The following is a 19,240-nucleotide window of genomic DNA, read 5'->3' as shown; positions in this document are numbered from 1 at the left end:
CTCCTACTTTTCTTCTTTAGCCGATTCACTTGCAGCCCGTTTGCGTTCTGTTTCTAGCGTCAGCAATTGGGCTAATCGGTGTCGGATTTGTCGGAACTGGTGGGGCTTTTCTAGTTGTCTGGTGGCTTTTTGCAAACGCAACTGAAATAGTTGTCTTTTGATGGCGACAATTTCATCAGAGAGTTTCTCGTCACTTAATTCTCTAGCTTCTGACATTTTGGGAAGAGGCATAAGCTACTCCTGCTCCTGTGGTTGAGAGCGCACAATAAACTTGGTTTTGATGGGCAGCTTAAATGAGGCCAAGCGCATCGCTTCACGGGCGATTTCTTCAGTAACTCCACCGATTTCAAACAAAATTCGCCCTGGCTTGACTACAGCTACCCAGTACTCTGGCGAACCTTTACCGGAACCCATCCGGGTTTCAGCAGGACGCATGGTTACAGGTTTATCAGGGAAAATCCGAATCCAGATTTGTCCACCCCGACGAATATAACGGGTCATTGCCCGACGCGAAGCTTCGATTTGCCGAGCGGTAATCCAAGCAGGTTCTTGCGCTTGGAGTGCAAAATCACCGAAGTTGAGGGTGCTGCCACGGGTGGCTAGTCCCTCCATCCGTCCGCGCTGTTGTTTGCGGAATTTAGTTCTTCTAGGGCTTAACATGGTTTGTCACTTGTCATTTGTCATTTATCATTTGTCATTTGTCATCTGCCATTTACTAATGACTAATGACTAATAACTAATGACGATTTATCCTTCATTTGAGCGGTCTTCAAATTGCTGGCGACGACGTTGTTGTTGACGACGACGGGGTTCACGATCGCGATCACCGCGATCGCGTGGATCACGAGTTGCGGGTGGTAACGGAATTTCTTCCTGTCCAGGGATAATTTCTCCCTTAAACACCCATACTTTGATACCCAAAATGCCGTAAACAGTTTTTGCTGTGCAATAAGAGTAGTCAATGTCAGCCCGCAAGGTATGTAAAGGCACTCTCCCTTCACGAGTCCACTCTGTCCGGGCAATTTCTGCACCGTTGAGCCGACCGCTGACTTGGATTTTAATACCTTGAACACCAGCGCGTTGGGCACGCTGAATCGATTGTCGCACTACCCGCCGAAAGGAAACCCGGCGTTCCAATTGTTGAGCAATGTATTCCGCAATCAGGTAAGCATCAGCATCAACTCGTTGGATTTCAACTACGTTAATGCGAATTTGCCGATTACTCCCCAACAGTCCTTGGAGTCCGGTACGTAAGGATTCGATACCTTGCCCACCACGTCCAACTACTACACCTGGTCTAGCTGTGCGTACTTCTAAGTCGATTTGGTCGGCTTTCCGCTCAATTCGTACCTCAGAAATTCCGGCGTTGTTTTGAGCCAGTCTACCCAGCTTTTGTTCTATGTATTGACGGAGTTTGTAGTCTTCTTGTAGAAGTTCTGGATAGCGATCAGGAACAGCAAACCAACGGGATTGATGTTCATGTGTAATACCCAGGCGAAAACCAACTGGATGAATCTTCTGTCCCACGAATGCTTCCTCTAAAATTTCTGACTTGACGCGATTTATTCGTGTAAAAAAAGCTTATTTTACTGGAGCAGCTCCAACAGCCACAGTAATATGACACGTCGGCTTACGAATTTGGTAAGCTCGACCTTGCGCCCTTGGCTGGAACCGCTTCAACGGCGGTCCTTGATCGGCATAAGCCTGAGTAATTACCAGTTGAGTCCGATCTAACCCAGCGTTGTGTTCGGCATTGGCAGCAGCGCTTCTGAGAACCTTCAATATGGGTTCAGTGGCGCGGTAGGGCATGAATTCCAGAATGATTAGCGCTTCTCGGTACGATCGCCCCCGGATTTGATCGAGTACGCGACGAACCTTGTAGGCCGAGATGCGGATAAAACGAGCGATCGCCTTTACTTCAGTAGTATCATTAGCCATAATTTTCTCCAATTTTGTCATTTCTCATTGGTCATTTGTCACTTGTCTTTAGCTAATGACTAATGACTTCATGACTAATGACTACCTACCTGCTTTTTTGTCGCTTTTTCCATGACCCCTGTAGGTGCGTGTCGGGGCAAATTCCCCCAACTTGTGTCCCACCATCTGTTCATTTACAAAAACTGGAACGTGTTGGCGTCCGTTGTGAACAGCTATGGTATGACCTACCATTAGGGGCAAAATCGTCGAAGCTCGTGACCAAGTTTTAATAACTTCTTTTCTATTGTTGTCGTTGAGCTTTTCAATTTTCTTTAGGAGATGGTCCGCAACGAAAGGACCTTTTTTTAGAGAACGACCCATAGTTCTATTTTGGATTTAGGATTTAGGAATTAGGATTTAGAATTTTCGATTTTGGATAATTAGGTGTCTTAATCAAGTTTCACAAATTTTCAATGTTTACAAGTAAACCCCAATCTAAAATCCAAAATCTAAAATCTAAAATTCTATGATTCACGACCACCGCGACCGCGTTTAGAAGATTTACGGCGACGACGTACAATCAATTTGCTGCTAAGTTTCTTGCGATTGCGTGTCTTCGCACCCAATGTAGGTTTACCCCAAGGTGTTACAGGTCCCGATCTACCGATAGGTGCCCTACCTTCACCACCTCCATGTGGGTGATCAACGGGGTTCATGACGCTACCTCTAACCTTAGGACGGCGACCTTTCCAGCGATTTCGTCCGGCTTTACCTGCACTGAGGTTTCTAGCGTCGGTGTTGCCGACTTGCCCAATGGTGGCGTAGGACTCGCGTCGAATCAGGCGGACTTCTCCTGAAGGCAACTTCAGAGTTACATAATTACCTTCTTTTGCCACAACTTGGGCGCTAGCACCAGCAGCACGCACCATTTGACCACCTTTACCAGGAGTCAGTTCTACGTTGTGAACACTAGTACCCAAGGGAATCTTCCAGAGGGGTAAAGCATTACCATCTTCAAAGGGAGCCTCAGGCCCAGCAATAATTATTGTTCCAACTTTCAACCCGTTGGGGTGGAGAATGTACCGTTTTTCGCCATCTTGGTAATACAAAAGGGCAATTCGGGCATTGCGGTTAGGATCGTATTCAATCGCTGCGACTTTGGCAGGAATATTAAGCTTATCCCTTTTAAAATCGATGATCCGATAAAGCTGTTTGTGTCCGCCACCCCGGCGACGACTAGTAATCCGTCCGTGATGATTCCGACCTTTGGCGCGATGCTTCGAGGTTGTTAGGGATTTCTCTGGCTCGGTTTTGGTAATTTCCGCAAAGTCAGAGATTGTAACTTGGCGAGTGCTGGGGGTATAAGGGCGATAAGAACGAGTACCCATAATCTATTTTGGATTTTGGATTTTTAATTTTGGATTTACTTAATTTTGGATTTTTGATTTTGGATTTAATGAGTGTTTAAATAATTGCGACCATCTTTGGTACTTATTTACTAAACTCTTCAATCTAAAATCTCAAACCTAAAATCTAAAATTCCTAGACATCTGGGAATAGGACTTGTCTAATCTTGTCTTCATCTCCAGGTGCGACGGTGACAATAGCTCGCTTATATTGGGGTTTATAACCAATAAATTTACCAACGCGCCGCTTTTTACGCGGTGGTAGGATGGTGTTGACTTTTACAACCTTGACCTGAAACAAGTCTTCGATCGCAGCCTTGATTTCTGGCTTAGATGCCTTTGGAATTACTTCAAAGGTATACTTATTCTGCTCCATCAAGATAGTCGCCTTTTCGGTGACAATTGGGCGACGCACTAAGTCGGCAAGGTCGCGGGGGTCAAAGCTAGGCACTGTAGACCTCCTGAATTTTTTCTAGGGCTGATGCCGTAACTACAATTTTGTCAGCGTGCAGTAAATCAAAAACATTTAGCTGGTCGGCTGCAATTAGTTTTAAATTTTCAATGTTGCGGGCTGACAAATAAATGTTATCTGTATCCGCAATCTCGGACAAAATTAACAGTGACTTGCTTTCTGGTACCACTCCCCAACGGGCAAGGGCTGCCACTAATTCTTTAGTCTTGGGGCGAGATAGCTCGGTGCTAAATTCTTCTACTACTATCAAGTCGTCAATGCGCCCTACAAATGCTGTCCGCAATGCTAAACGCCGCTCTTTGCGGTTCAACTTGAGGTTGAAGTCTCTGGGCTTTGGCCCAAAGATCACACCACCACCACGCCATAATGGTGAACGAATAGAGCCTGCGCGAGCGCGACCAGTACCTTTTTGTCGCCAAGGTTTACGGCCGCCACCTCTGACTTCAGCACGAGTTTTTGTACTGGCATTTCCTTGACGAGCATTGGTCAATTGCCGTACTAAGGCGCGGTGTACTATATGAGACGCTGTTTGTTCTTTGGCAACGCGCAACTCGAAGGTCGTCTCACCAACCTGTTCTCCTTGCCAATTTTTAACTACGCTTTCAACCATCTTTGTTATCTGTCCTTTGTCATTTGTGAGCCACTGCGGTCTTCTCCCAAGTGAAGCACATGGCGTCATTTGTTATTGGTCTTTTGCCATTTGTTTTTAGCCAATGACTACTGACTAATGACTTTTGACTAATAACTTTTGACTATCCCACTATTTTTGCAGGCACAACACTTACTAAAGCACCGGGTTTACCAGGAATGGCTCCCTTAATTAGCAATAGGTTGCGTTCGGAGTCAACTCGCACTATGGTCAGCTTGCGGATTGTGATGCGTTTCCCACCTAAACGCCCTGCCATCCGCTTACCTGGATAGACACGACCTGGTGTTGTACCAGCACCAATAGAACCGGGCGCTCTGTGGTTTTTGGAACCGTGTGACATCGGTCCGCGAGCAAAGTTGTTGCGCTTCTGGTTTCCCGCAAAGCCGCGACCAATGCTTGTGCCGACTACATCGACAATTTGACCTGCACTAAAAATATCTGCTTTAATCTGTTGACCTAAAGCATAATCACTAGAGATATCGGTGTGATACTCATTTAGGTGACGCAATGCTGGAGCAGATGATTTCGCCAAATGACCCAGTAGTGGTCTGTTTAGTGCTTTTGGTTTGACTTCGCCATAACCAACTTGAATGGCAAAGTAACCGTCGGTTTGTTTCGTTTTAACTTGTGTAACGGTGCATGGACCTGCTTGAATGACAGTCACAGGAATGGCTACTCCTGCTTCGTCAAATATTTGGGTCATGCCCAGCTTGGTGCCGAGAATACCTACAGACACAGTAACTGGTTCTCCTTTATACTTGCTGACCTTGGAATTGGACTCTAGAAGACGCGTTTTGTCCGCATCAGTTTAGGCTGGGTTAGCCTGCGAATTTGGGAATGGCTTAAAATAAACCCCTCCAAATGCTTTGGGACACAAGAAACCGTGTCCCTACTGCTAGGTGAATCTGTTTAGCTTCACTGCTATATAAAAACTAGACAAGTCTAGAGATTTATTTCTTACTTCATCGGGGGCATGGAAGCGGTTAACCCTCAGTAAGCTTTCACGCTTTAGCCAAACGTGATTAATTAATTGCTCACTAAGTTACCGGAACAACCAAAAGTTCCTTGCCAATGGGAAGGAATAACTTCTGGAATCAACGCAATGCTCTACAGCTTAAAGCTGTGTGCAGCAATAGTGTGCTGTCGCTGGGTTTTACGATTTGTATAAGCCCAAAGGCCGACTTCCCGGAAGTTGGCTACTGCCCTGTTGCGGTTGGACTTAAGCGGTTCTTACCGCCCAGTATCCGTTAACTGAGACTGATGTCATGCCATGAAACCAACATTGCTGCTCAGCTTTTACTTCCTTAAATACCTTAAACTATTGTTTAAGATCTTGCCTGCTTTTTCAGAGACATAGGAGTAAATGTACTTTGGAGCTTTGGTTATTCTTCCATTAGATCCAATATTGACCTGAAAGCTTTCTTAGTTTACCAGTCTCTGAGCAATCTGAGTTAGATTCAGCTTTTGATGCTAACACTACCTCAGAATGACAGGAAAAAGTCCACCTAATTTGCGTCTTTGGTCACAATCTAATAATATAAATTATTTATTTATTTTTGTCCAGTAATTTATAGAGTTATTTTTGGGGAGTAGGGAGTAAGGACTAAAGAAATGGGCATTCTTTCCAAAATGCTTTAACTTAATCTATCGATTCCGGGTAAATAATAGAGATATCTAAGTGGGATAAGACGAAAATCTATGGCACTAATTACCACTGGCAACGGTTTAATCCGCGATCTGGAAAAATTTGGCGCTCTTGGAGTGTATATACCTCTGGAAGGGGGTTATGAAGGTCGATATCAGCGCCGACTACGCGCAGCTGGCTATACCACCCTCCACATTACCGCTAAGGGACTAGGCGATGTAGCTACATATCTCACAAGAGTTCATGGAGTCAGACCTCCTCACCTTGGTAAAAAAAGTACTGGTAGTGGTGCAGCAGTAGGCTATGTATACTATATGCCACCAGTTATCGGTTATCACTTAGAACAGCTACCACCAAAGTCAAAGGGGCTGGTCTTGTGGATTATTGAAGGGCATATTCTTTCTAATGAGGAACTTGAGTATTTAGCGAACTTGCCTCAGCTAGAACCACGAGTCAGAGTAATCATTGAGAGAGGTGGCGATCGCGCTTTCCGTTGGACTTCTCTAGAAAAAACTCTGTTAGCTAGTTAGTCATTAGTGATTAGTCATTAGTCATTTGCTCATAACTAATGACTAATGATTTAATTCAATCAGCATTTCAATGATGCTGAGTCGAAAACCACAAGATGCAAATAATCGGCGTGAAGCCTCGTTAGCAACTGCTGTATCTAGACGAATTTGCTTGATGCCCATCTGATGAAAGCGTTCAATACTTAGCATCACCATCTGCCGCGCAATTCCGTTTTGACGATATTCTGGCTCAACCCAAATATCATGAATAAAAGCAAATTCCTGTAAGCGGTAAATTGGTATTTCTCGCTCAATTGTTGCCACCAGAAAACCTACAAGTTGCCCTTCGTTTTCGGATACTAGAAATACGCTGCGATCGCTATTTGCCAAACGCATCAACCATTGTTCATAACGCTGTTCTGGATGGTTTAGAAAACCATATTTGGCGGAATCCCAAGATTCATGCAAAGCACAAATTTTGGCAACCATTGGTAAAAGTGCGGGTACGTCAGTTGTTGTGGCGGGGCGGATCAGCATAAGCTCTCAAGCACAAAAAGTAAAAAGAAGAAACAATGCCTTGCAGTAAGGTATTGGTTTTTATCCACTTACCTATAGTACTTACGCAAAAATCGCCAAAAAGCTTAGTTTATCAAACTGCTTTCTGTTCTTAGTCTGCGCCAAGGAGACGCTGCGCGTTATTAGTGTCTGGGAGAGAAGAATTCGGAGAGCGTGTAATAAGTCTTAACTAAAAACAAAAAGCTAAATAGGCTATCTGAGAAAAATCAAAAATATCGTATAATTATAGAACACAATCCATAAGTGATTAGCAAGTCAAGCAAAATAAAACAAATAAATAACTAATAACAATTCTTTAATCAGCAAAAAAATAAAAATACCTACCAATTTTTTCCAGAGAGAAACAAGAACCAAAAAGGTTAAAATTCTGTCCAGATATCTAGATAAGTTCCTATTTTTCTTATTTAACAAGAATATTGACCAAAAACTCACAGGCAATTAGAGTCAAGACTAGGCATACTGAAAAAAGGGAGAAAACTTTAGACGACTCCCTCCCAAGTCGGCGTGAAGGTGATTAAGCAACAATGAAACGTAAACCCCCTGGTAAATCGGCTACTACTTCTAAACCCTCTATTTTCCAATCCCCGATGTTTAACCTCTTCACCATCGCAATTATGGGAGGGGTGTTGATTTTGGGTATTGGGATTGGTATTGCTTTTAGTTCTACAACCACGTTAGCCCCATCAAATGTGGCTTCTCGTGAATTCATTGATCTCAAAGCACCCAACCCGGAGATTTGTGTGCAGTACGGAGCCAGCGCGATGGTAATGGACACTAGACTGTTCGTCACTCTCAACCCCTTCAATGTCTATGTTTCTCAGCCGAGTATGCGTCCTGGATGTGTGATCCGACAAAATGACTGGGCAATTCTAGAGCAACGTAAGCTGGTGACATCTGCTCAGGTAAATGAGTGCAAGAATCGCTTGAACACCTTTGGTTTCACAGGTAATTTGGACGGTGAGAAACCTGATATTAGATGCATATATCAGAATGAAGCTGCTCAAAACTTATTTACGGCTCAACCAGGAGCAGTTGGAACACCTCAGCAAACGGATAGATTTTAGATTTGGGCATTGGGCATGGGGCTTGGGGCATGGGGCTTGGGGCATGGGGCATGGGGCATGGGGCATTGGGCACTTGTACTGAGCGAAGTCGTTGGCGTAGCCTCTCGTAGAGAAGTATTGGGCATGGGGCATTAGTTATTCTTTCTTTCCCCTGCTTCCTGCTTCCTGCTCCTTATTCGTACTCGTCACGTATAATGGTCAAACCTAAAGCTTTGTAGGCACTCAGCATATTATTAGATACTGTAGGTGCAGTTACTAAATAAGTCAGGGCACGAATAGACTCGACTACATAAGGAGCAGCCGTGTCTAATTTTTCTGCTGTCACTAATCCTACTACTTCAGCCGATCCACCAATCATGGCTCGTTTGACGTGGGCTTCGTCTAGGTTAGGTACACTAATTCCAATTTCTGGATGTAAACTGCAAACTCCCAACATGCACAAATCTGCACGAATCATCCGTAATGTTTCAATCGTAACAGTACCTACGTTGACCAAGGCTTTTTTGTAGAGTTGTCCACCTAACATCACAACTTCTATGTGGGGATGTTCTGCTAATGCAATGGCAATTGGCGGACTATTTGTGATGACTGTCGCTCGTAAATCTAGGGGCAAATGACGGGTTATCTGGAGAGTTGTTGTACCTCCATCTAAAATCACTACCTGTCCTGTACAAACTAATTTTGCTGCTGTACGAGCGATCGCTTCCTTTTCTTTTGGCGCTTGCTTTTGGCGATCGCTATAACTGGCGATCGCTGGAGATTTTTGCAGCGCTCCCCCATGAACGCGTTGCAATAGTCCAACTTCTGCCAGTTCTCGCAAGTCCCGCCGAATCGTATCCTCGGAAACCTTGAGAACAGCACTGAGTTCTGTTGAAAGTACCTTTTTATCACGACGAAGAATTTCCAAGATGAATTGTCGTCGTTCAGCAGTTAGCATAATTAATTTTCCGGAAATTGCGTTTTTGAACTTGAAGTTGCCCGTTTGTGAGTTTATACTTATTTGTATGCAGGTCTTTATACGGTAATCCGTACTTCAATTGAATTTAAGCACATTCAACACTGCATGAATCAAAAAAAGAACCCCACCCCGCCTTTGACTTACGTCAAAGTCTCCCCTCCCCGGAGGCGGGGAGGGGCTGGGGGTGGGGTGTTAGAGGACTTTTGCAAGAGGTCTATTCATCAAGTGTTCAATGTGTTGATTTTGTCCACTGAAGCCAGATGGTTCCACAATGGTTCCTAGCGGTTGACTTGAGATTAGGAAACGGTTGGATAATTGTTGCCCAATCTGGGTTTTAACAATTTTTTTGTAGTGCGCTCATGCGTCCCGTTTGTTCAAATTGCTTTTTATTCAATAAATAAGCCATGACTATTATTAATTCCCAGTTTCCAATTGATCTCGGTGCTTACAAACCTTTAGGACTGAATCCAGCAAATTCAAGCCTCACTGCTGAACAGCGAGAGACTCTAAAAGCGAATATTCAACTCTGCCGGGATGCGATCGTCTTTTTTACAGCGACTGGCGCTGCTAGAGGAGTTGGTGGTCATACTGGTGGACCTTATGATACAGTGCCAGAGGTAATGATCCTTGATGCCTTCTTCCGGGGAGCATCGGAGCAATTTGTGCCGATTTTCTTTGATGAGGCAGGACATCGAGTTGCCACCCAATATCTGATGGCAACGTTGCATGGTGAGTTACCTGCCGAGCAACTTTTACGTTATCGCCAAGCAGATTCTCATTTGCCGGGACACCCTGAACTAGGGCTAACTCCTGGTGTGAAATTTAGTTCTGGAAGGCTGGGGCATCTTTGGCCTTACATCAATGGTGTGGCGATCGCAAATCCAGGCAAGGTTGTTTTCTGTCTCGGTTCTGATGGCTCTCAGCAAGAAGGTAACGATGCTGAAGCTGCTCGCTTGGCTGTTGCTCAACATATCAACGTCAAGCTGATCATTGACGACAATGATGTAACGATCGCTGGACATCCTTCTAAATATTTACCTGGTTTCAGTGTTGCCAAAACCTTAGAAGGTCACGGGTTGAAAGTACTTCAGGGAGATGGGGAAGACTTAGACGATTTATACCGTCGTATGAGCGAAGCTGTGAATACTCCCGGAGCGATTGCCCTGATCAACAAACGCCCGATGTGTCCTGGTGTTGAAGGTTTAGAAGGCTCGACTCACGGTCATGATGTAATTTCTGTAGATTTAGCAGTTAAGTATCTAGAATCTCGTGGACAAACTGCGGCGATCGAATACCTTCAAAGTATTGAGAAACCCAAGCAAACATATACATTTCTGGGTTCTAGTGACAAATGGGGCGCTAACCGCAATGTGTTTGGTGAAGCCGTGGTGGCTGTCCTCAGTCGGATGAGTGAGGCGGAGCGTAAAGAAAAAGTTAAAGTCATTGATAGTGACCTAGAAGGCTCCTGCGGTTTAAAGAAAATTCACGATACATACCCGGAAATATTTATTTCTTCTGGGATCATGGAACGGGGTAATTTCTCTGCTGCTGCTGGATTCGGGATGGAGAAGGGCAAGCAAGGTATTTTTGCGACTTTCAGCGCCTTCTTAGAAATGTGTATCTCAGAAATCACGATGGCACGGCTGAACTATTCTAATGTGCTGTGCCACTTTTCCCATGCGGGTGTGGATGAGATGGCAGATAATACCTGCCACTTCGGTTTGAACAATATGTTTGCCGACAATGGCTTGGATGATGGCTATGAAACCCGGCTGTACTTCCCGGCAGATGTCAATCAAATGACAGCCTGTGTAGAAACTATATTCTTTGAGCCGGGACTGCGGTTTATTTTCTCCACCCGTTCCAAAGTGCCCAACATTAAGGACAGCAACGGCAATGACTTCTTTGGGAGTGGCTACAAATTTGTTCCTGGTAAAGATGAGGTTGTACGAGAGGGGACGCAAGGCTACATCGTCAGCTTTGGCGATGCTCTCTACCGTGCCGTTGATGCTGTAGAGCGTCTTCAGCAAGAAGGGCTAGACGTTGGTTTGATTAACAAACCAACCCTAAATGTTATTGATGAAGAAATAATCACCAAAATTGGTAATGCTCCCTTTGTCCTTGTAGTAGAAGCCTTCAACCGTCGGACTGGCTTAGGCAGCCGTTTCGGTTCCTGGTTGCTTGAGCGGGGGTTGACTCCCAAATATGCTCATCTTGGAACTCATAAAGAAGGTTGTGGTGGTTTGTGGGAACAGTACCCATATCAAGGTATCGATCCAGTGAGCATCATCAACAAGGTGAAGGAGTTAGTTGGAGGAAAGTAATCTCATTTTGCTTTCATTAAGCTACACACATAGCAATCCTATTTGATTTGCTCTCCACCGAGAGGCTCATCTCCCCGACTTATTGAAGAAGTCGGGGAGCTTTTTGTAGGTATTATTGGGGCATGGCGCATAGCGGATGGGGCATTGATTCAATTATTCCATGCCCAATCCCCAATGCCCCATGCCCTATTTAAATTTGGTTTTGGGTAAAGGTTGACCAAACTCTATCACCTGGGGATTGGCAACATTGGGGATTGTTGGGACTGGAAATTCCGACATTCCGAAAGAGGGAATGCTATTCAACTTACTAGGTTGATTTGGGAAAGAAGGAGGGGGAAGAATTAAAGCAGGTTGTTGAGAGGAGGTATTCGGAGTTAGGGGAGGTACGGTGACAAAAGGCTGCCCTGAGTTAGTAGTAATTGCTGAGGGCAGTTCACTGGATGGAGGCGGAACTGTAAGTAAGGGCGCTTGTAGATTAGTAGGAGTTACAGGTAGGTTATTAGGCGGCTGTGAGTACTTATACGGTGTTTGAGGTTGTTTCTGGGGTGAAGGTGGGGAATTTCCTGATTTCACGGCAGTAGTTTTACCAGAAATAACCGGACGTAATACCCAGCGAGTGGAGTTTTTTCGGGAAACCGGTTGCAGTTGTACCTGTTTGGGATTTAAAACAGTCCCTGCTGCTAAATCTAGGACAATGCGGGCGGCGTTTGTGTTCAGTTGAGAAACGCGAATGCTTTTGATTACTCCCGAATAATTTTTTTGGGTGGTAATCTTGCCCAACTTAGTATTCGGTAAATCTACAACCAGACGAGGGGGTTGGGTAAGGTAGAAATAACGGGGGGTTGTGCCTACTGAAAGGGTGATTTCGAGTTCCTGTGTTTTGGGGGAAAAATGCCAATTATTCAGCTTTGCCACTGGTGTAGCGGCAAAGCTGCAAGTTTCGAGGGCGATCGCAGCATAAAAGCCGAATATAGTGATGCTAAATAGCTGCTTCCGCCATTGGCAAAATTGCCTAGTCTTTAGTCCCTGATGCATTCTTTTTATTTGCTCCATAAAACCCGTACAATGCTTTCACATTGCCGTTTACTTCGCACTTGCAATTCTCCAGTAGAGACGCGATTAATCGCGTCTCTCCCCACCCCCAATTCAAGGAGCTTTTTGGGGCACAGCGGTAAATTTCACAGTTTGGGGGATGCCATTTATGTTTAATTGACCTGTCATATTACCTTTGTCCACAAGTTGCATTTGAATTGTGACTAAGTTTAGAGGATCATTTTGGGGGCGAGGAATATTACAAAGGATTGATCTGCTGACTTTTCCAGATAAATTTAACTGTTGATTTCTGAAGATGCCTGTGAGCGAGTGCTTTTCGTCAGTATCGGCGTTGGCTGTTGCTGGTAATAGAGAGGCATTCAAGTAAATACCTGATTGCTCAATGTTTAAGGTTAGGGTATCTGATTTTTCACAGTTCGGCAAATTCTCCGCTAGCGTTAGATGATACCGGCCGTTAACTGGAGGAGGAGCCTTGAGTTTGTTTTCCCCATAAACGCTGACAGTTCTAAACAACAGTAGCACTGAAATTATTGCTACTCCGTAAAAAGCTAAAGATTTGAAGTTGAAATGATTCATAATCTCAACTCCTTAATGTTGGCTCTTGATTAATAATCTCAGGAAGTACGGAAGCTAGATGAGCGGTGACTTGACTATAGCGGCGGGTAATCAGTAGGGAAGAGCAACATTGGGTGGCTAGTTGATCTGTATATCTTCCCAAGGTTTGACGCTCGATACCCCAAGTGCGGCTGGTGCCAGCAATTGTCAAGTCTACACTTTTTGAGGCTTCGATTACAGCTTGGATTGCTTCTGAAGTTTGGACAGTTTTGATTTCTATGCGATCGCGTACACTACTCGGTAATTGCTCCATTATTTTATTTAACTCGTAGCTCAATTCATCCTTGAGGTGATTTTCGGGTACAACCTGTAAAACCTGTAACATACAAGTTTGATGATTGATTAGCAGTCTGAGCGCTAGGATCAGTGCCAAATCATCATGAATATTTGCCGAATAAGGCACCAACAAGCTTTCTAAGCGATCGCCTCCTCTGTCCACAAACACTGCAACATCCACTGGTGCAGTGGTGAGCATTTGACCGACTCTTCCACCTAAGCGATTGCTACTAAAAGCTGGGCGATGCCATCCCACAAGAATTAAATCAACTTGTTTGAGTGCGGCTATCTGTGCTGTTTCTCGTGCAACATTGCTGGATATGCGAATGATGGGATGTACATGAGAGCGTATTTCTAGGGGTTCAAGAGTATTAATCAGTTCTTTTAGCTGTTGGCGGCGCTGGGCAATTAATCGGTCTGCTTCAACTGGAGTACTTTCAAAGGCATAATCTTCTTCAAATTCAATCAGGCTAAGAGGGTTAACAATGGCGGGATGTCGGAAGTTGAGAGCGATGCTTACTGCCAACTGTACCAAACCTTTCTGTGTAGTCGGATTAGCCACCGGTACCAAAATTCGGTAGGGACGAAGGTAAGCTTGTCCAGCAGTAGCGCTTTTAGCTGTTTCTGCTTCCGACTCTGATTCCACGACATCCAACCTGATCAGCTTCTTCGGATATGTCCATTCCAGCAGTGGCGAGGTCATGAATGTAGTTACCAATGCCATAATTACCAGCATGGTAAATATTAAGGGGGAAATTACCTTTAACTCTAGACCAATGTTTAGCACTATCAGTTCGGTCAAGCCGCGAGTATTCATTAACCAACCGAGTGCCGAAGCTTCCCGTTTATTAATTCCGCTCACACGGGCTGCTACATAGGTGCCAACATATTTGCCTGCGATCGCCACTCCTAAAATCAACGCACACAAAAGCCACAATTCTGGACGGTTGAGCAAGCCAATCTGCGTCCGTAATCCACTGTAGGCAAAAAATATTGGCAGCAAGAAAATCAGGACAAAATCTTCGGTTTTTACTGCCAATTCCCGCACTAAATCTTCATTTTTGGGCATAGCTGCTCCCAGCAAAAATGCCCCAAAAATTAAGTGAATACCAATTAGTTCGGTGATTAATGCTGACGCAACCACGCCCATATAAATCCCAGCTAGCAGCAATTGGCTGAGTCGTCCGGCACGGAGGTAGTGTTTGGTAAGGCGTTGGAGGAACCAACGACCTGCTGTCAACATTAAGCCGATGTAAACTATACTGGCAATAATTGTGGGTATCGCACCAGCAAAGTCACCAGTCCGAGCAACTGCGATCGCTACTGCCAAGAGACACCAAGCTGTGACATCATCCACTGCTGCACAAGTTAACGCTAAGGTTCCTAAACGCGTTCCTTGTAAATTGTTTTCAGTAATGATTCGCGCCAACACTGGAAAGGCAGTAATCGACATCGCCGCCCCCAAAAACAAGGCGAAGGCGGTAAAGGATACACTTGCATTGGAAACTAGGGGATAAAGTAGCACCGCTAGCAATGTTCCTAAGGAAAACGGCACCAAAATACTTACGTGAGAAGTTAAAACTGCTACTTCTAATTGTCCGCTGAGGTATTTTGGATTTAGTTCTAGCCCAATCAGAAACATGAAAAATATTAGTCCCACTTGAGACAAAACATTTAGAAAAGGAAAAGTTTCTGGTGGAAATAAGGTAACTGCTAGATGGGGAGCAACTAAACCAAATAAAGATGGACCGAGCATAATCCCGGCGACAATCTCACCAATTACTAGAGGTTGCTTTATGGAACGGAATCCTAGCCCTACTAGCCTGGAAAGTCCAATAACAATCAGCACCTCAACCAGAACGAGAACAACTATGTGCATGGTTTCCTCACAATTAACTATCTGGTTTCTCTAAGATGATTCTTTAAAACACTAGAAAATGTCAAGCTTGTTAAATATACCCCAGCTTAATTTGCGCTTTTTTGTGATGTCAATTGCGTGACGATCCAGTTGTAGCCGTGAAACATGATTTTTAGCGCTAAATCTCGAAAAACTTCCGAATTAAACCACGTCTATCTTGAAACCTGTAGTTCTTCGGTGATCAAAAGGATTTGCCCTCATCCCCCAACACCTTCTCCCAGATATGGGAGAAGGGGAGCCAGAATTTCAAAGTCCCTCTCCCAGATATGGGAAAGGGATTTAGGGTGAGGGCAAAAACTACGCTTATAAACTTAGATGAGGTTTAACGATATCAAACTCCCCACCCCGGAAACGCCAACGGGGAAAAATAATTTGCATCAGGCTTTGTGAACTAATAAAAACCGCAGCCACACGACGCTATAGTGCAATATAAAAGCTACTGGCGAAAGTTCCTCTTTTGCTAAAGGTATTGGGGTGGGGAGTAATGAACAAGAGAGAAATTAGAGTTTTTATGCAGGGTGGTTTTATCCAAACAGAGAAAAATTACAATACTTCTTTCAGGCGATCGCAGTTGGGAATACTAAATATTAAATACAGTTTTACGCCAGTCCGCCATTCCGCCAGGGAATAAATTCCTGTCGCTATTAGACAAATATTGCTTACGCTAGTAGATAAAACCTCAGACAAGGCAGGGAGGCTCTGGTGTCTGGTATGCAGTTTGTAAAATACTGTAAAAAATATTCACGATACAGCAAGATGACACTGAAGATTTGGGCATCCTAAACATCAGGAGCCAAGTTTTTCAGTTTCCCAACCATGCCCACTTCGATGTTTGTTGCCCAATCCTCCGGGATAAAGACTAAAAAGGCATTTCAGGAAGTGCCAGTAAGTAATCCTGAAATACTACCATTATTGGTGATCACTTCTGGAGGACTAGCTTTAGCGGTGATTGCTTTAATTGTGTATGGTAAGCTCCAGATGAATAAGCTGGAGAAAAAACTTAAGTTTGAACAATTCCGCGTGCGAGAACTAGAGAAAAAGTTTAAGCTAGCGCTGGAAACAATTCGCAAAATGGAAACTAATCCCGATTTGGTCAACTCACGGGACTTTAACCTGGATTATCTGCGAATGCGGATGGCAGAGGAGGTGTTTCATTTTGCAATTCTTAATCAAATTAAGATTCAGATCAAAGAGAAAATTTCTCAAGCCCTGCGTCCAAATCAAGCCCAACAAGGATTACTTGGAATTGCTAATAGCGTTGGACGGCAAGTAGATGAAATTTTTGATGTAGAGTATGCGACTGGGACTCCGCCGAACTCTGCCAAGCGAGTCCTATTTCGTGTTCAAGTCCGGTTAACCAAGTTACCAACGCAAGCAACTTCTGCAACTATTAGTCAAATTATTGACTGTATAGAAACTTACCTCAGCCCCATAGAAAACGAAGATAGTTGGCAACCAATAATTCAAGGTCGGATTGCTACTATGCATTGGGATCAAAAGGCTAAACCTACGCCTTTACTGGTGCTGGAGCAATCGAATGAAGGCGTGAATGTGACTTTTCGTACTAGTCGCCAAGCAAATACTCCACCTCAGCCAAATCCACCTGGAATGAAAAAATCAGGCTCGACTAAATAATGATTATAGCTGTCATTAGTCATTTGTCCTTTGTAGATACAAATGACCAATGACATAGAAGCTTTGTGCAAGGTAGGACAACCCTTATGAGTAAATAGGCTGTATTTATTTGCGTCACAGCTTAGTTATTGAGTTGTGATTTCTCAGTTCCAAATCATGACTGAATAGCTGTATTGGGGGAATTACGGGTTAAAAGACCATCTTCCATTTCTACAATGCGATCGGCTATGTCTAAAATGCGGTTATCATGTGTCACCAATAAGATAGTAGTTCCCTGATTTTTGGCTAGACTCTGCATTATTTCCACAACATCGCGTCCTGATTGTTTGTCTAATGCTGCTGTTGGTTCGTCTGCTAGCACTAGGGGGGGACGATTCACCAAGGCGCGGGCGATCGCAATTCTTTGTTTTTGTCCACCAGAAAGATTGTCTGGGTAGTAATCAACTCGTTCTTCTAGACCAACTGACCCCAGCATGGCTTTTGATTTAGCCACTGCTTCTGTTTTAGAAATATGATTATTCAATTCTACTGCCATTTGCACATTTTGCTTCGCTGTCAAGAACCCTAGCAAATTGTGAGCTTGGAAAATATAACCAATCTGGCGTCGCATCTGTACCAGTTTGCTTTGACTGACGCCCATGAGTTCCTCACCTAAAAATTTTAAACTTCCCTCTTGTACAGACCGCAAACCACCAATCAAGCTCAGTAATGTTGTTTTACCTGAACCTGACGGCCCGGTCATAATTACAATTTCACCTGAATAAATTTCTAGGTTTATATCAAATAATATCTGTTTTCTCAACGCGCCTTTACCATAGTAGTGATTGAGATTTCTAATGGCAATTACAGGTTCTTGTTTCATCATAAATTCGTTAGCTATAAGTTAGTAGTTCTGAGACTCAACTGTAGTGGCTGTTTAAAATTAAGGTTTCTTAATTTTAAATTTTAAACTAGGATTATCCAGAATATTTTTTAATTAATCTTGAATTAATTAAAAGATATCTGCTGGATCAGCAGAACGTAATTTTCGGACTGCGATCGCACCAGAAATAATACACATCATCATAGTCAAGATCAACACCATTACCGCCCGATCAAAACTCATAAAAACTGGTAAAAGTGTCGCGTCTCTGGCGCTTTTATACATAAATAAAGAAAATACAATTCCCGGAAAATATCCTAAAACTGCTAATAACAAAGCCTCTTGAAGAATAACTGTCAATAAATAGTTTTGTGTATAGCCTATTGCCTTGAGAGTAGCATACTCAGCTAAGTGATCTGCAACTTCTGTATAAAGGATTTGATAAACAATTACAGTCCCGACAATGAAACCCATCACAGTCCCTAATGTGAAAATAAACCCAATAGCTGTACTATTTGCCCAATAATTCCGCTCAAAATCAATAAATTCTTGCTTGGTTAAAACATTTACCTCATTAGGTAAATACTTTCGTAATTCTTGGGCGACAACATTAGCATCTGCTCCCGGTTTTAATCTAATCAGCCCAATATCAATTAATCCTTTTTGACGATTGCTGAATATCCGCAAAAAGTTAAGATCACTGGTAATTAAATTGCCATCTGCACCAAATGATGCACCTAATGTAAATAGTCCCCCGACTTTAATTCGCCGCCTTCGTACTTCTGCGGTTACAGGCTTTCCTTGGTCATAATTAGCAGCAATTGGGCCATACTCCACCCTTGAAGAACGGTCAAATAAAACTACATCAGGTAGTTTAAGTTTATCTAAATTTTCCTGAACTCCAGGTAAGTTAACTATGTTAGTTTCTGGGTTCATGCCAAAGATCAGAATACTACGAGGACGGCCGGTTACAGGGTTTTTCCAGATTGTAAAGTCCAAATATATCGGATGTACTGATTGGACTGCGGGTAAATCTAAAGCTTTATATAATCGCCGTTGTGAAAAACTTCTCATCGCCAGAACAGCGCTAGATTGACTATTGATTAAAACAATATCGCCTTGCAAGCTGTTATGGAATCGAACGTTACTATAATACAGAGCATCCCGGAAGCCGAGTTGCATAAACATTAAAATATCAGCAAAAGCAATTCCTGCCAAAGCCACGGCTAGGCGAGTTTTTTCTCTTGTCAGTTGTAACCACGACAGAGGGATTTTTTGATTCATTTTCTAGGCGTCCAAGCACAGTTAAGATAATTCGTAATGACGCTCTCTACGAGACGCTAAAAGCGTAGCTTGCTTCT

22 protein-coding genes are annotated in these 19,240 nt (G+C 43.7%); 5 read left to right on the top strand and 17 right to left on the bottom strand.

Going from position 1 to position 19,240, the window contains the following annotated elements; translation table 11 throughout:
* Nucleotides 1-3 precede the first annotated feature (3 nt).
* From rpmC to rplC, 9 genes are all read right to left on the bottom strand, one after another.
* Nucleotides 4-231, bottom strand: a complete 228-nt coding sequence (gene rpmC / locus ACYTXL_RS03595) for a 50S ribosomal protein L29 (protein ID WP_292799312.1) — start codon at nt 229-231, stop codon at nt 4-6.
* A 3-nt stretch (nt 232-234) separates the two neighbouring features.
* Nucleotides 235-660, bottom strand: coding sequence for a 50S ribosomal protein L16 (rplP, locus tag ACYTXL_RS03590; protein WP_461922207.1), 426 nt, complete (start codon nt 658-660; stop codon nt 235-237).
* Nucleotides 661-747: 87 nt separating this feature from the next.
* On the bottom strand, nt 748-1,527 hold the full coding sequence (rpsC, locus tag ACYTXL_RS03585) for a 30S ribosomal protein S3 (RefSeq protein WP_292799306.1): 780 nt from the start codon (nt 1,525-1,527) through the stop codon (nt 748-750).
* Between the two features lie 54 nt (nt 1,528-1,581).
* On the bottom strand, nt 1,582-1,938 hold the full coding sequence (gene rplV / locus ACYTXL_RS03580; protein ID WP_334789337.1) for a 50S ribosomal protein L22: 357 nt from the start codon (nt 1,936-1,938) through the stop codon (nt 1,582-1,584).
* An 81-nt stretch (nt 1,939-2,019) separates the two neighbouring features.
* Nucleotides 2,020-2,298, bottom strand: a complete 279-nt coding sequence (gene rpsS / locus ACYTXL_RS03575) for a 30S ribosomal protein S19 (RefSeq protein ID WP_012410721.1) — start codon at nt 2,296-2,298, stop codon at nt 2,020-2,022.
* A 143-nt stretch (nt 2,299-2,441) separates the two neighbouring features.
* On the bottom strand, nt 2,442-3,305 hold the full coding sequence (gene rplB / locus ACYTXL_RS03570) for a 50S ribosomal protein L2 (RefSeq protein ID WP_292799301.1): 864 nt from the start codon (nt 3,303-3,305) through the stop codon (nt 2,442-2,444).
* A gap of 154 nt (nt 3,306-3,459) precedes the next feature.
* Complete coding sequence (locus ACYTXL_RS03565; protein WP_196518341.1) at nt 3,460-3,774, bottom strand: 50S ribosomal protein L23; 315 nt, start codon at nt 3,772-3,774, stop codon at nt 3,460-3,462.
* Nucleotides 3,767-4,405 (bottom strand): 50S ribosomal protein L4, encoded by a 639-nt coding sequence (gene rplD, locus ACYTXL_RS03560; RefSeq protein ID WP_334905252.1) that lies wholly within the window; start codon nt 4,403-4,405, stop codon nt 3,767-3,769. The genes ACYTXL_RS03565 and rplD overlap by 8 nt, the downstream gene beginning before the upstream one ends.
* 142 nt (nt 4,406-4,547) lie before the next feature.
* A complete protein-coding gene (gene rplC, locus ACYTXL_RS03555; protein ID WP_461923527.1) occupies nt 4,548-5,180 on the bottom strand; it encodes a 50S ribosomal protein L3 in 633 nt (210 codons plus the stop codon).
* A 962-nt stretch (nt 5,181-6,142) separates the two neighbouring features.
* Between rplC and ndhN the strand changes: the two genes are divergently transcribed.
* On the top strand, nt 6,143-6,619 hold the full coding sequence (gene ndhN / locus ACYTXL_RS03550) for an NAD(P)H-quinone oxidoreductase subunit N (protein WP_461923526.1): 477 nt from the start codon (nt 6,143-6,145) through the stop codon (nt 6,617-6,619).
* 42 nt (nt 6,620-6,661) lie between these two features.
* Here ndhN and ACYTXL_RS03545 read toward each other — a convergent pair whose 3' ends face one another.
* Nucleotides 6,662-7,135: a GNAT family N-acetyltransferase gene (locus ACYTXL_RS03545; RefSeq protein WP_461923525.1), complete on the bottom strand. Its 474-nt coding sequence runs from the start codon at nt 7,133-7,135 to the stop codon at nt 6,662-6,664.
* 563 nt (nt 7,136-7,698) lie between these two features.
* Between ACYTXL_RS03545 and ACYTXL_RS03540 the strand changes: the two genes are divergently transcribed.
* Entirely contained in the window at nt 7,699-8,238 is a 540-nt protein-coding gene (locus ACYTXL_RS03540) for a DUF3172 domain-containing protein (RefSeq protein ID WP_461923524.1), read from the top strand.
* Here the strand turns inward: ACYTXL_RS03540 and ACYTXL_RS03535 are convergent.
* Together ACYTXL_RS03535 and ACYTXL_RS03530 are read right to left on the bottom strand one after the other, a co-directional pair.
* Nucleotides 8,235-8,363, bottom strand: a complete 129-nt coding sequence (locus ACYTXL_RS03535) for a hypothetical protein (protein ID WP_461923523.1) — start codon at nt 8,361-8,363, stop codon at nt 8,235-8,237. The two genes, ACYTXL_RS03540 and ACYTXL_RS03535, sit on opposite strands and share 4 nt — an antisense overlap.
* Nucleotides 8,364-8,410: 47 nt before the next feature.
* Nucleotides 8,411-9,175: a DeoR/GlpR family DNA-binding transcription regulator gene (locus ACYTXL_RS03530; protein WP_461923522.1), complete on the bottom strand. Its 765-nt coding sequence runs from the start codon at nt 9,173-9,175 to the stop codon at nt 8,411-8,413.
* Between the two features lie 425 nt (nt 9,176-9,600).
* On the opposite strand from ACYTXL_RS03530, the gene ACYTXL_RS03525 reads away from it, so the two are divergent.
* Nucleotides 9,601-11,520 carry a transketolase C-terminal domain-containing protein gene (locus ACYTXL_RS03525; RefSeq protein ID WP_461923521.1) on the top strand — a complete coding sequence of 640 codons (1,920 nt, stop codon included), beginning with the start codon at nt 9,601-9,603 and terminating at the stop codon, nt 11,518-11,520.
* Nucleotides 11,521-11,706: 186 nt separating this feature from the next.
* Here ACYTXL_RS03525 and ACYTXL_RS03520 read toward each other — a convergent pair whose 3' ends face one another.
* From ACYTXL_RS03520 to ACYTXL_RS03510, 3 genes are all read right to left on the bottom strand, one after another.
* Nucleotides 11,707-12,555: an AMIN domain-containing protein gene (locus tag ACYTXL_RS03520; RefSeq protein ID WP_461923520.1), complete on the bottom strand. Its 849-nt coding sequence runs from the start codon at nt 12,553-12,555 to the stop codon at nt 11,707-11,709.
* A gap of 111 nt (nt 12,556-12,666) precedes the next feature.
* Nucleotides 12,667-13,149: a hypothetical protein gene (locus tag ACYTXL_RS03515; protein ID WP_461923519.1), complete on the bottom strand. Its 483-nt coding sequence runs from the start codon at nt 13,147-13,149 to the stop codon at nt 12,667-12,669.
* 4 nt (nt 13,150-13,153) lie between these two features.
* Nucleotides 13,154-15,343, bottom strand: a complete 2,190-nt coding sequence (locus ACYTXL_RS03510; RefSeq protein WP_461923518.1) for a cation:proton antiporter — start codon at nt 15,341-15,343, stop codon at nt 13,154-13,156.
* Nucleotides 15,344-15,866: 523 nt separating this feature from the next.
* On the opposite strand from ACYTXL_RS03510, the gene ACYTXL_RS03505 reads away from it, so the two are divergent.
* Entirely contained in the window at nt 15,867-16,013 is a 147-nt protein-coding gene (locus ACYTXL_RS03505) for a hypothetical protein (protein ID WP_461923517.1), read from the top strand.
* Nucleotides 16,014-16,198: 185 nt separating this feature from the next.
* Nucleotides 16,199-17,017 carry a hypothetical protein gene (locus ACYTXL_RS03500; RefSeq protein WP_461923516.1) on the top strand — a complete coding sequence of 273 codons (819 nt, stop codon included), beginning with the start codon at nt 16,199-16,201 and terminating at the stop codon, nt 17,015-17,017.
* Nucleotides 17,018-17,171: 154 nt separating this feature from the next.
* Here the strand turns inward: ACYTXL_RS03500 and ACYTXL_RS03495 are convergent, their stop codons facing one another.
* Both ACYTXL_RS03495 and devC read right to left on the bottom strand, forming a co-directional pair.
* Nucleotides 17,172-17,882, bottom strand: coding sequence for a DevA family ABC transporter ATP-binding protein (locus tag ACYTXL_RS03495; protein WP_461923515.1), 711 nt, complete (start codon nt 17,880-17,882; stop codon nt 17,172-17,174).
* Between the two features lie 126 nt (nt 17,883-18,008).
* Nucleotides 18,009-19,163: an ABC transporter permease DevC gene (gene devC / locus ACYTXL_RS03490; protein ID WP_461923514.1), complete on the bottom strand. Its 1,155-nt coding sequence runs from the start codon at nt 19,161-19,163 to the stop codon at nt 18,009-18,011.
* Between the last annotated feature and the right edge of the window lie 77 nt (nt 19,164-19,240).

The sequence above is a fragment of the Nostoc sp. genome (assembly GCF_054880495.1).
This window is presented reverse-complemented; position numbering and strand designations above follow the sequence as displayed.

What these genes read in the sequence shown, in the direction of transcription:
- rpmC (WP_292799312.1), bottom strand. Translation starts at nt 231, where the DNA reads ATGCCTCTTCCCAAAATGTCAGAAGCTAGAGAATTAAGTGACGAGAAA.
- rplP (WP_461922207.1), bottom strand. Translation starts at nt 660, where the DNA reads ATGTTAAGCCCTAGAAGAACTAAATTCCGCAAACAACAGCGCGGACGG.
- rplV (WP_334789337.1), bottom strand. Translation starts at nt 1,938, where the DNA reads ATGGCTAATGATACTACTGAAGTAAAGGCGATCGCTCGTTTTATCCGC.
- rpsS (WP_012410721.1), bottom strand. Translation starts at nt 2,298, where the DNA reads ATGGGTCGTTCTCTAAAAAAAGGTCCTTTCGTTGCGGACCATCTCCTA.
- rplB (WP_292799301.1), bottom strand. Translation starts at nt 3,305, where the DNA reads ATGGGTACTCGTTCTTATCGCCCTTATACCCCCAGCACTCGCCAAGTT.
- rplD (WP_334905252.1), bottom strand. Translation starts at nt 4,405, where the DNA reads ATGGTTGAAAGCGTAGTTAAAAATTGGCAAGGAGAACAGGTTGGTGAG.
- ndhN (WP_461923526.1), top strand. Translation starts at nt 6,143, where the DNA reads ATGGCACTAATTACCACTGGCAACGGTTTAATCCGCGATCTGGAAAAA.
- ACYTXL_RS03545 (WP_461923525.1), bottom strand. Translation starts at nt 7,135, where the DNA reads ATGCTGATCCGCCCCGCCACAACAACTGACGTACCCGCACTTTTACCA.
- ACYTXL_RS03540 (WP_461923524.1), top strand. Translation starts at nt 7,699, where the DNA reads ATGAAACGTAAACCCCCTGGTAAATCGGCTACTACTTCTAAACCCTCT.
- ACYTXL_RS03535 (WP_461923523.1), bottom strand. Translation starts at nt 8,363, where the DNA reads ATGCCCAATACTTCTCTACGAGAGGCTACGCCAACGACTTCGCTCAGT.
- ACYTXL_RS03530 (WP_461923522.1), bottom strand. Translation starts at nt 9,175, where the DNA reads ATGCTAACTGCTGAACGACGACAATTCATCTTGGAAATTCTTCGTCGT.
- ACYTXL_RS03525 (WP_461923521.1), top strand. Translation starts at nt 9,601, where the DNA reads ATGACTATTATTAATTCCCAGTTTCCAATTGATCTCGGTGCTTACAAA.
- ACYTXL_RS03520 (WP_461923520.1), bottom strand. Translation starts at nt 12,555, where the DNA reads ATGCATCAGGGACTAAAGACTAGGCAATTTTGCCAATGGCGGAAGCAG.
- ACYTXL_RS03515 (WP_461923519.1), bottom strand. Translation starts at nt 13,149, where the DNA reads ATGAATCATTTCAACTTCAAATCTTTAGCTTTTTACGGAGTAGCAATA.
- ACYTXL_RS03510 (WP_461923518.1), bottom strand. Translation starts at nt 15,343, where the DNA reads ATGCACATAGTTGTTCTCGTTCTGGTTGAGGTGCTGATTGTTATTGGA.
- ACYTXL_RS03505 (WP_461923517.1), top strand. Translation starts at nt 15,867, where the DNA reads ATGAACAAGAGAGAAATTAGAGTTTTTATGCAGGGTGGTTTTATCCAA.
- ACYTXL_RS03500 (WP_461923516.1), top strand. Translation starts at nt 16,199, where the DNA reads ATGCCCACTTCGATGTTTGTTGCCCAATCCTCCGGGATAAAGACTAAA.
- ACYTXL_RS03495 (WP_461923515.1), bottom strand. Translation starts at nt 17,882, where the DNA reads ATGATGAAACAAGAACCTGTAATTGCCATTAGAAATCTCAATCACTAC.
- devC (WP_461923514.1), bottom strand. Translation starts at nt 19,163, where the DNA reads ATGAATCAAAAAATCCCTCTGTCGTGGTTACAACTGACAAGAGAAAAA.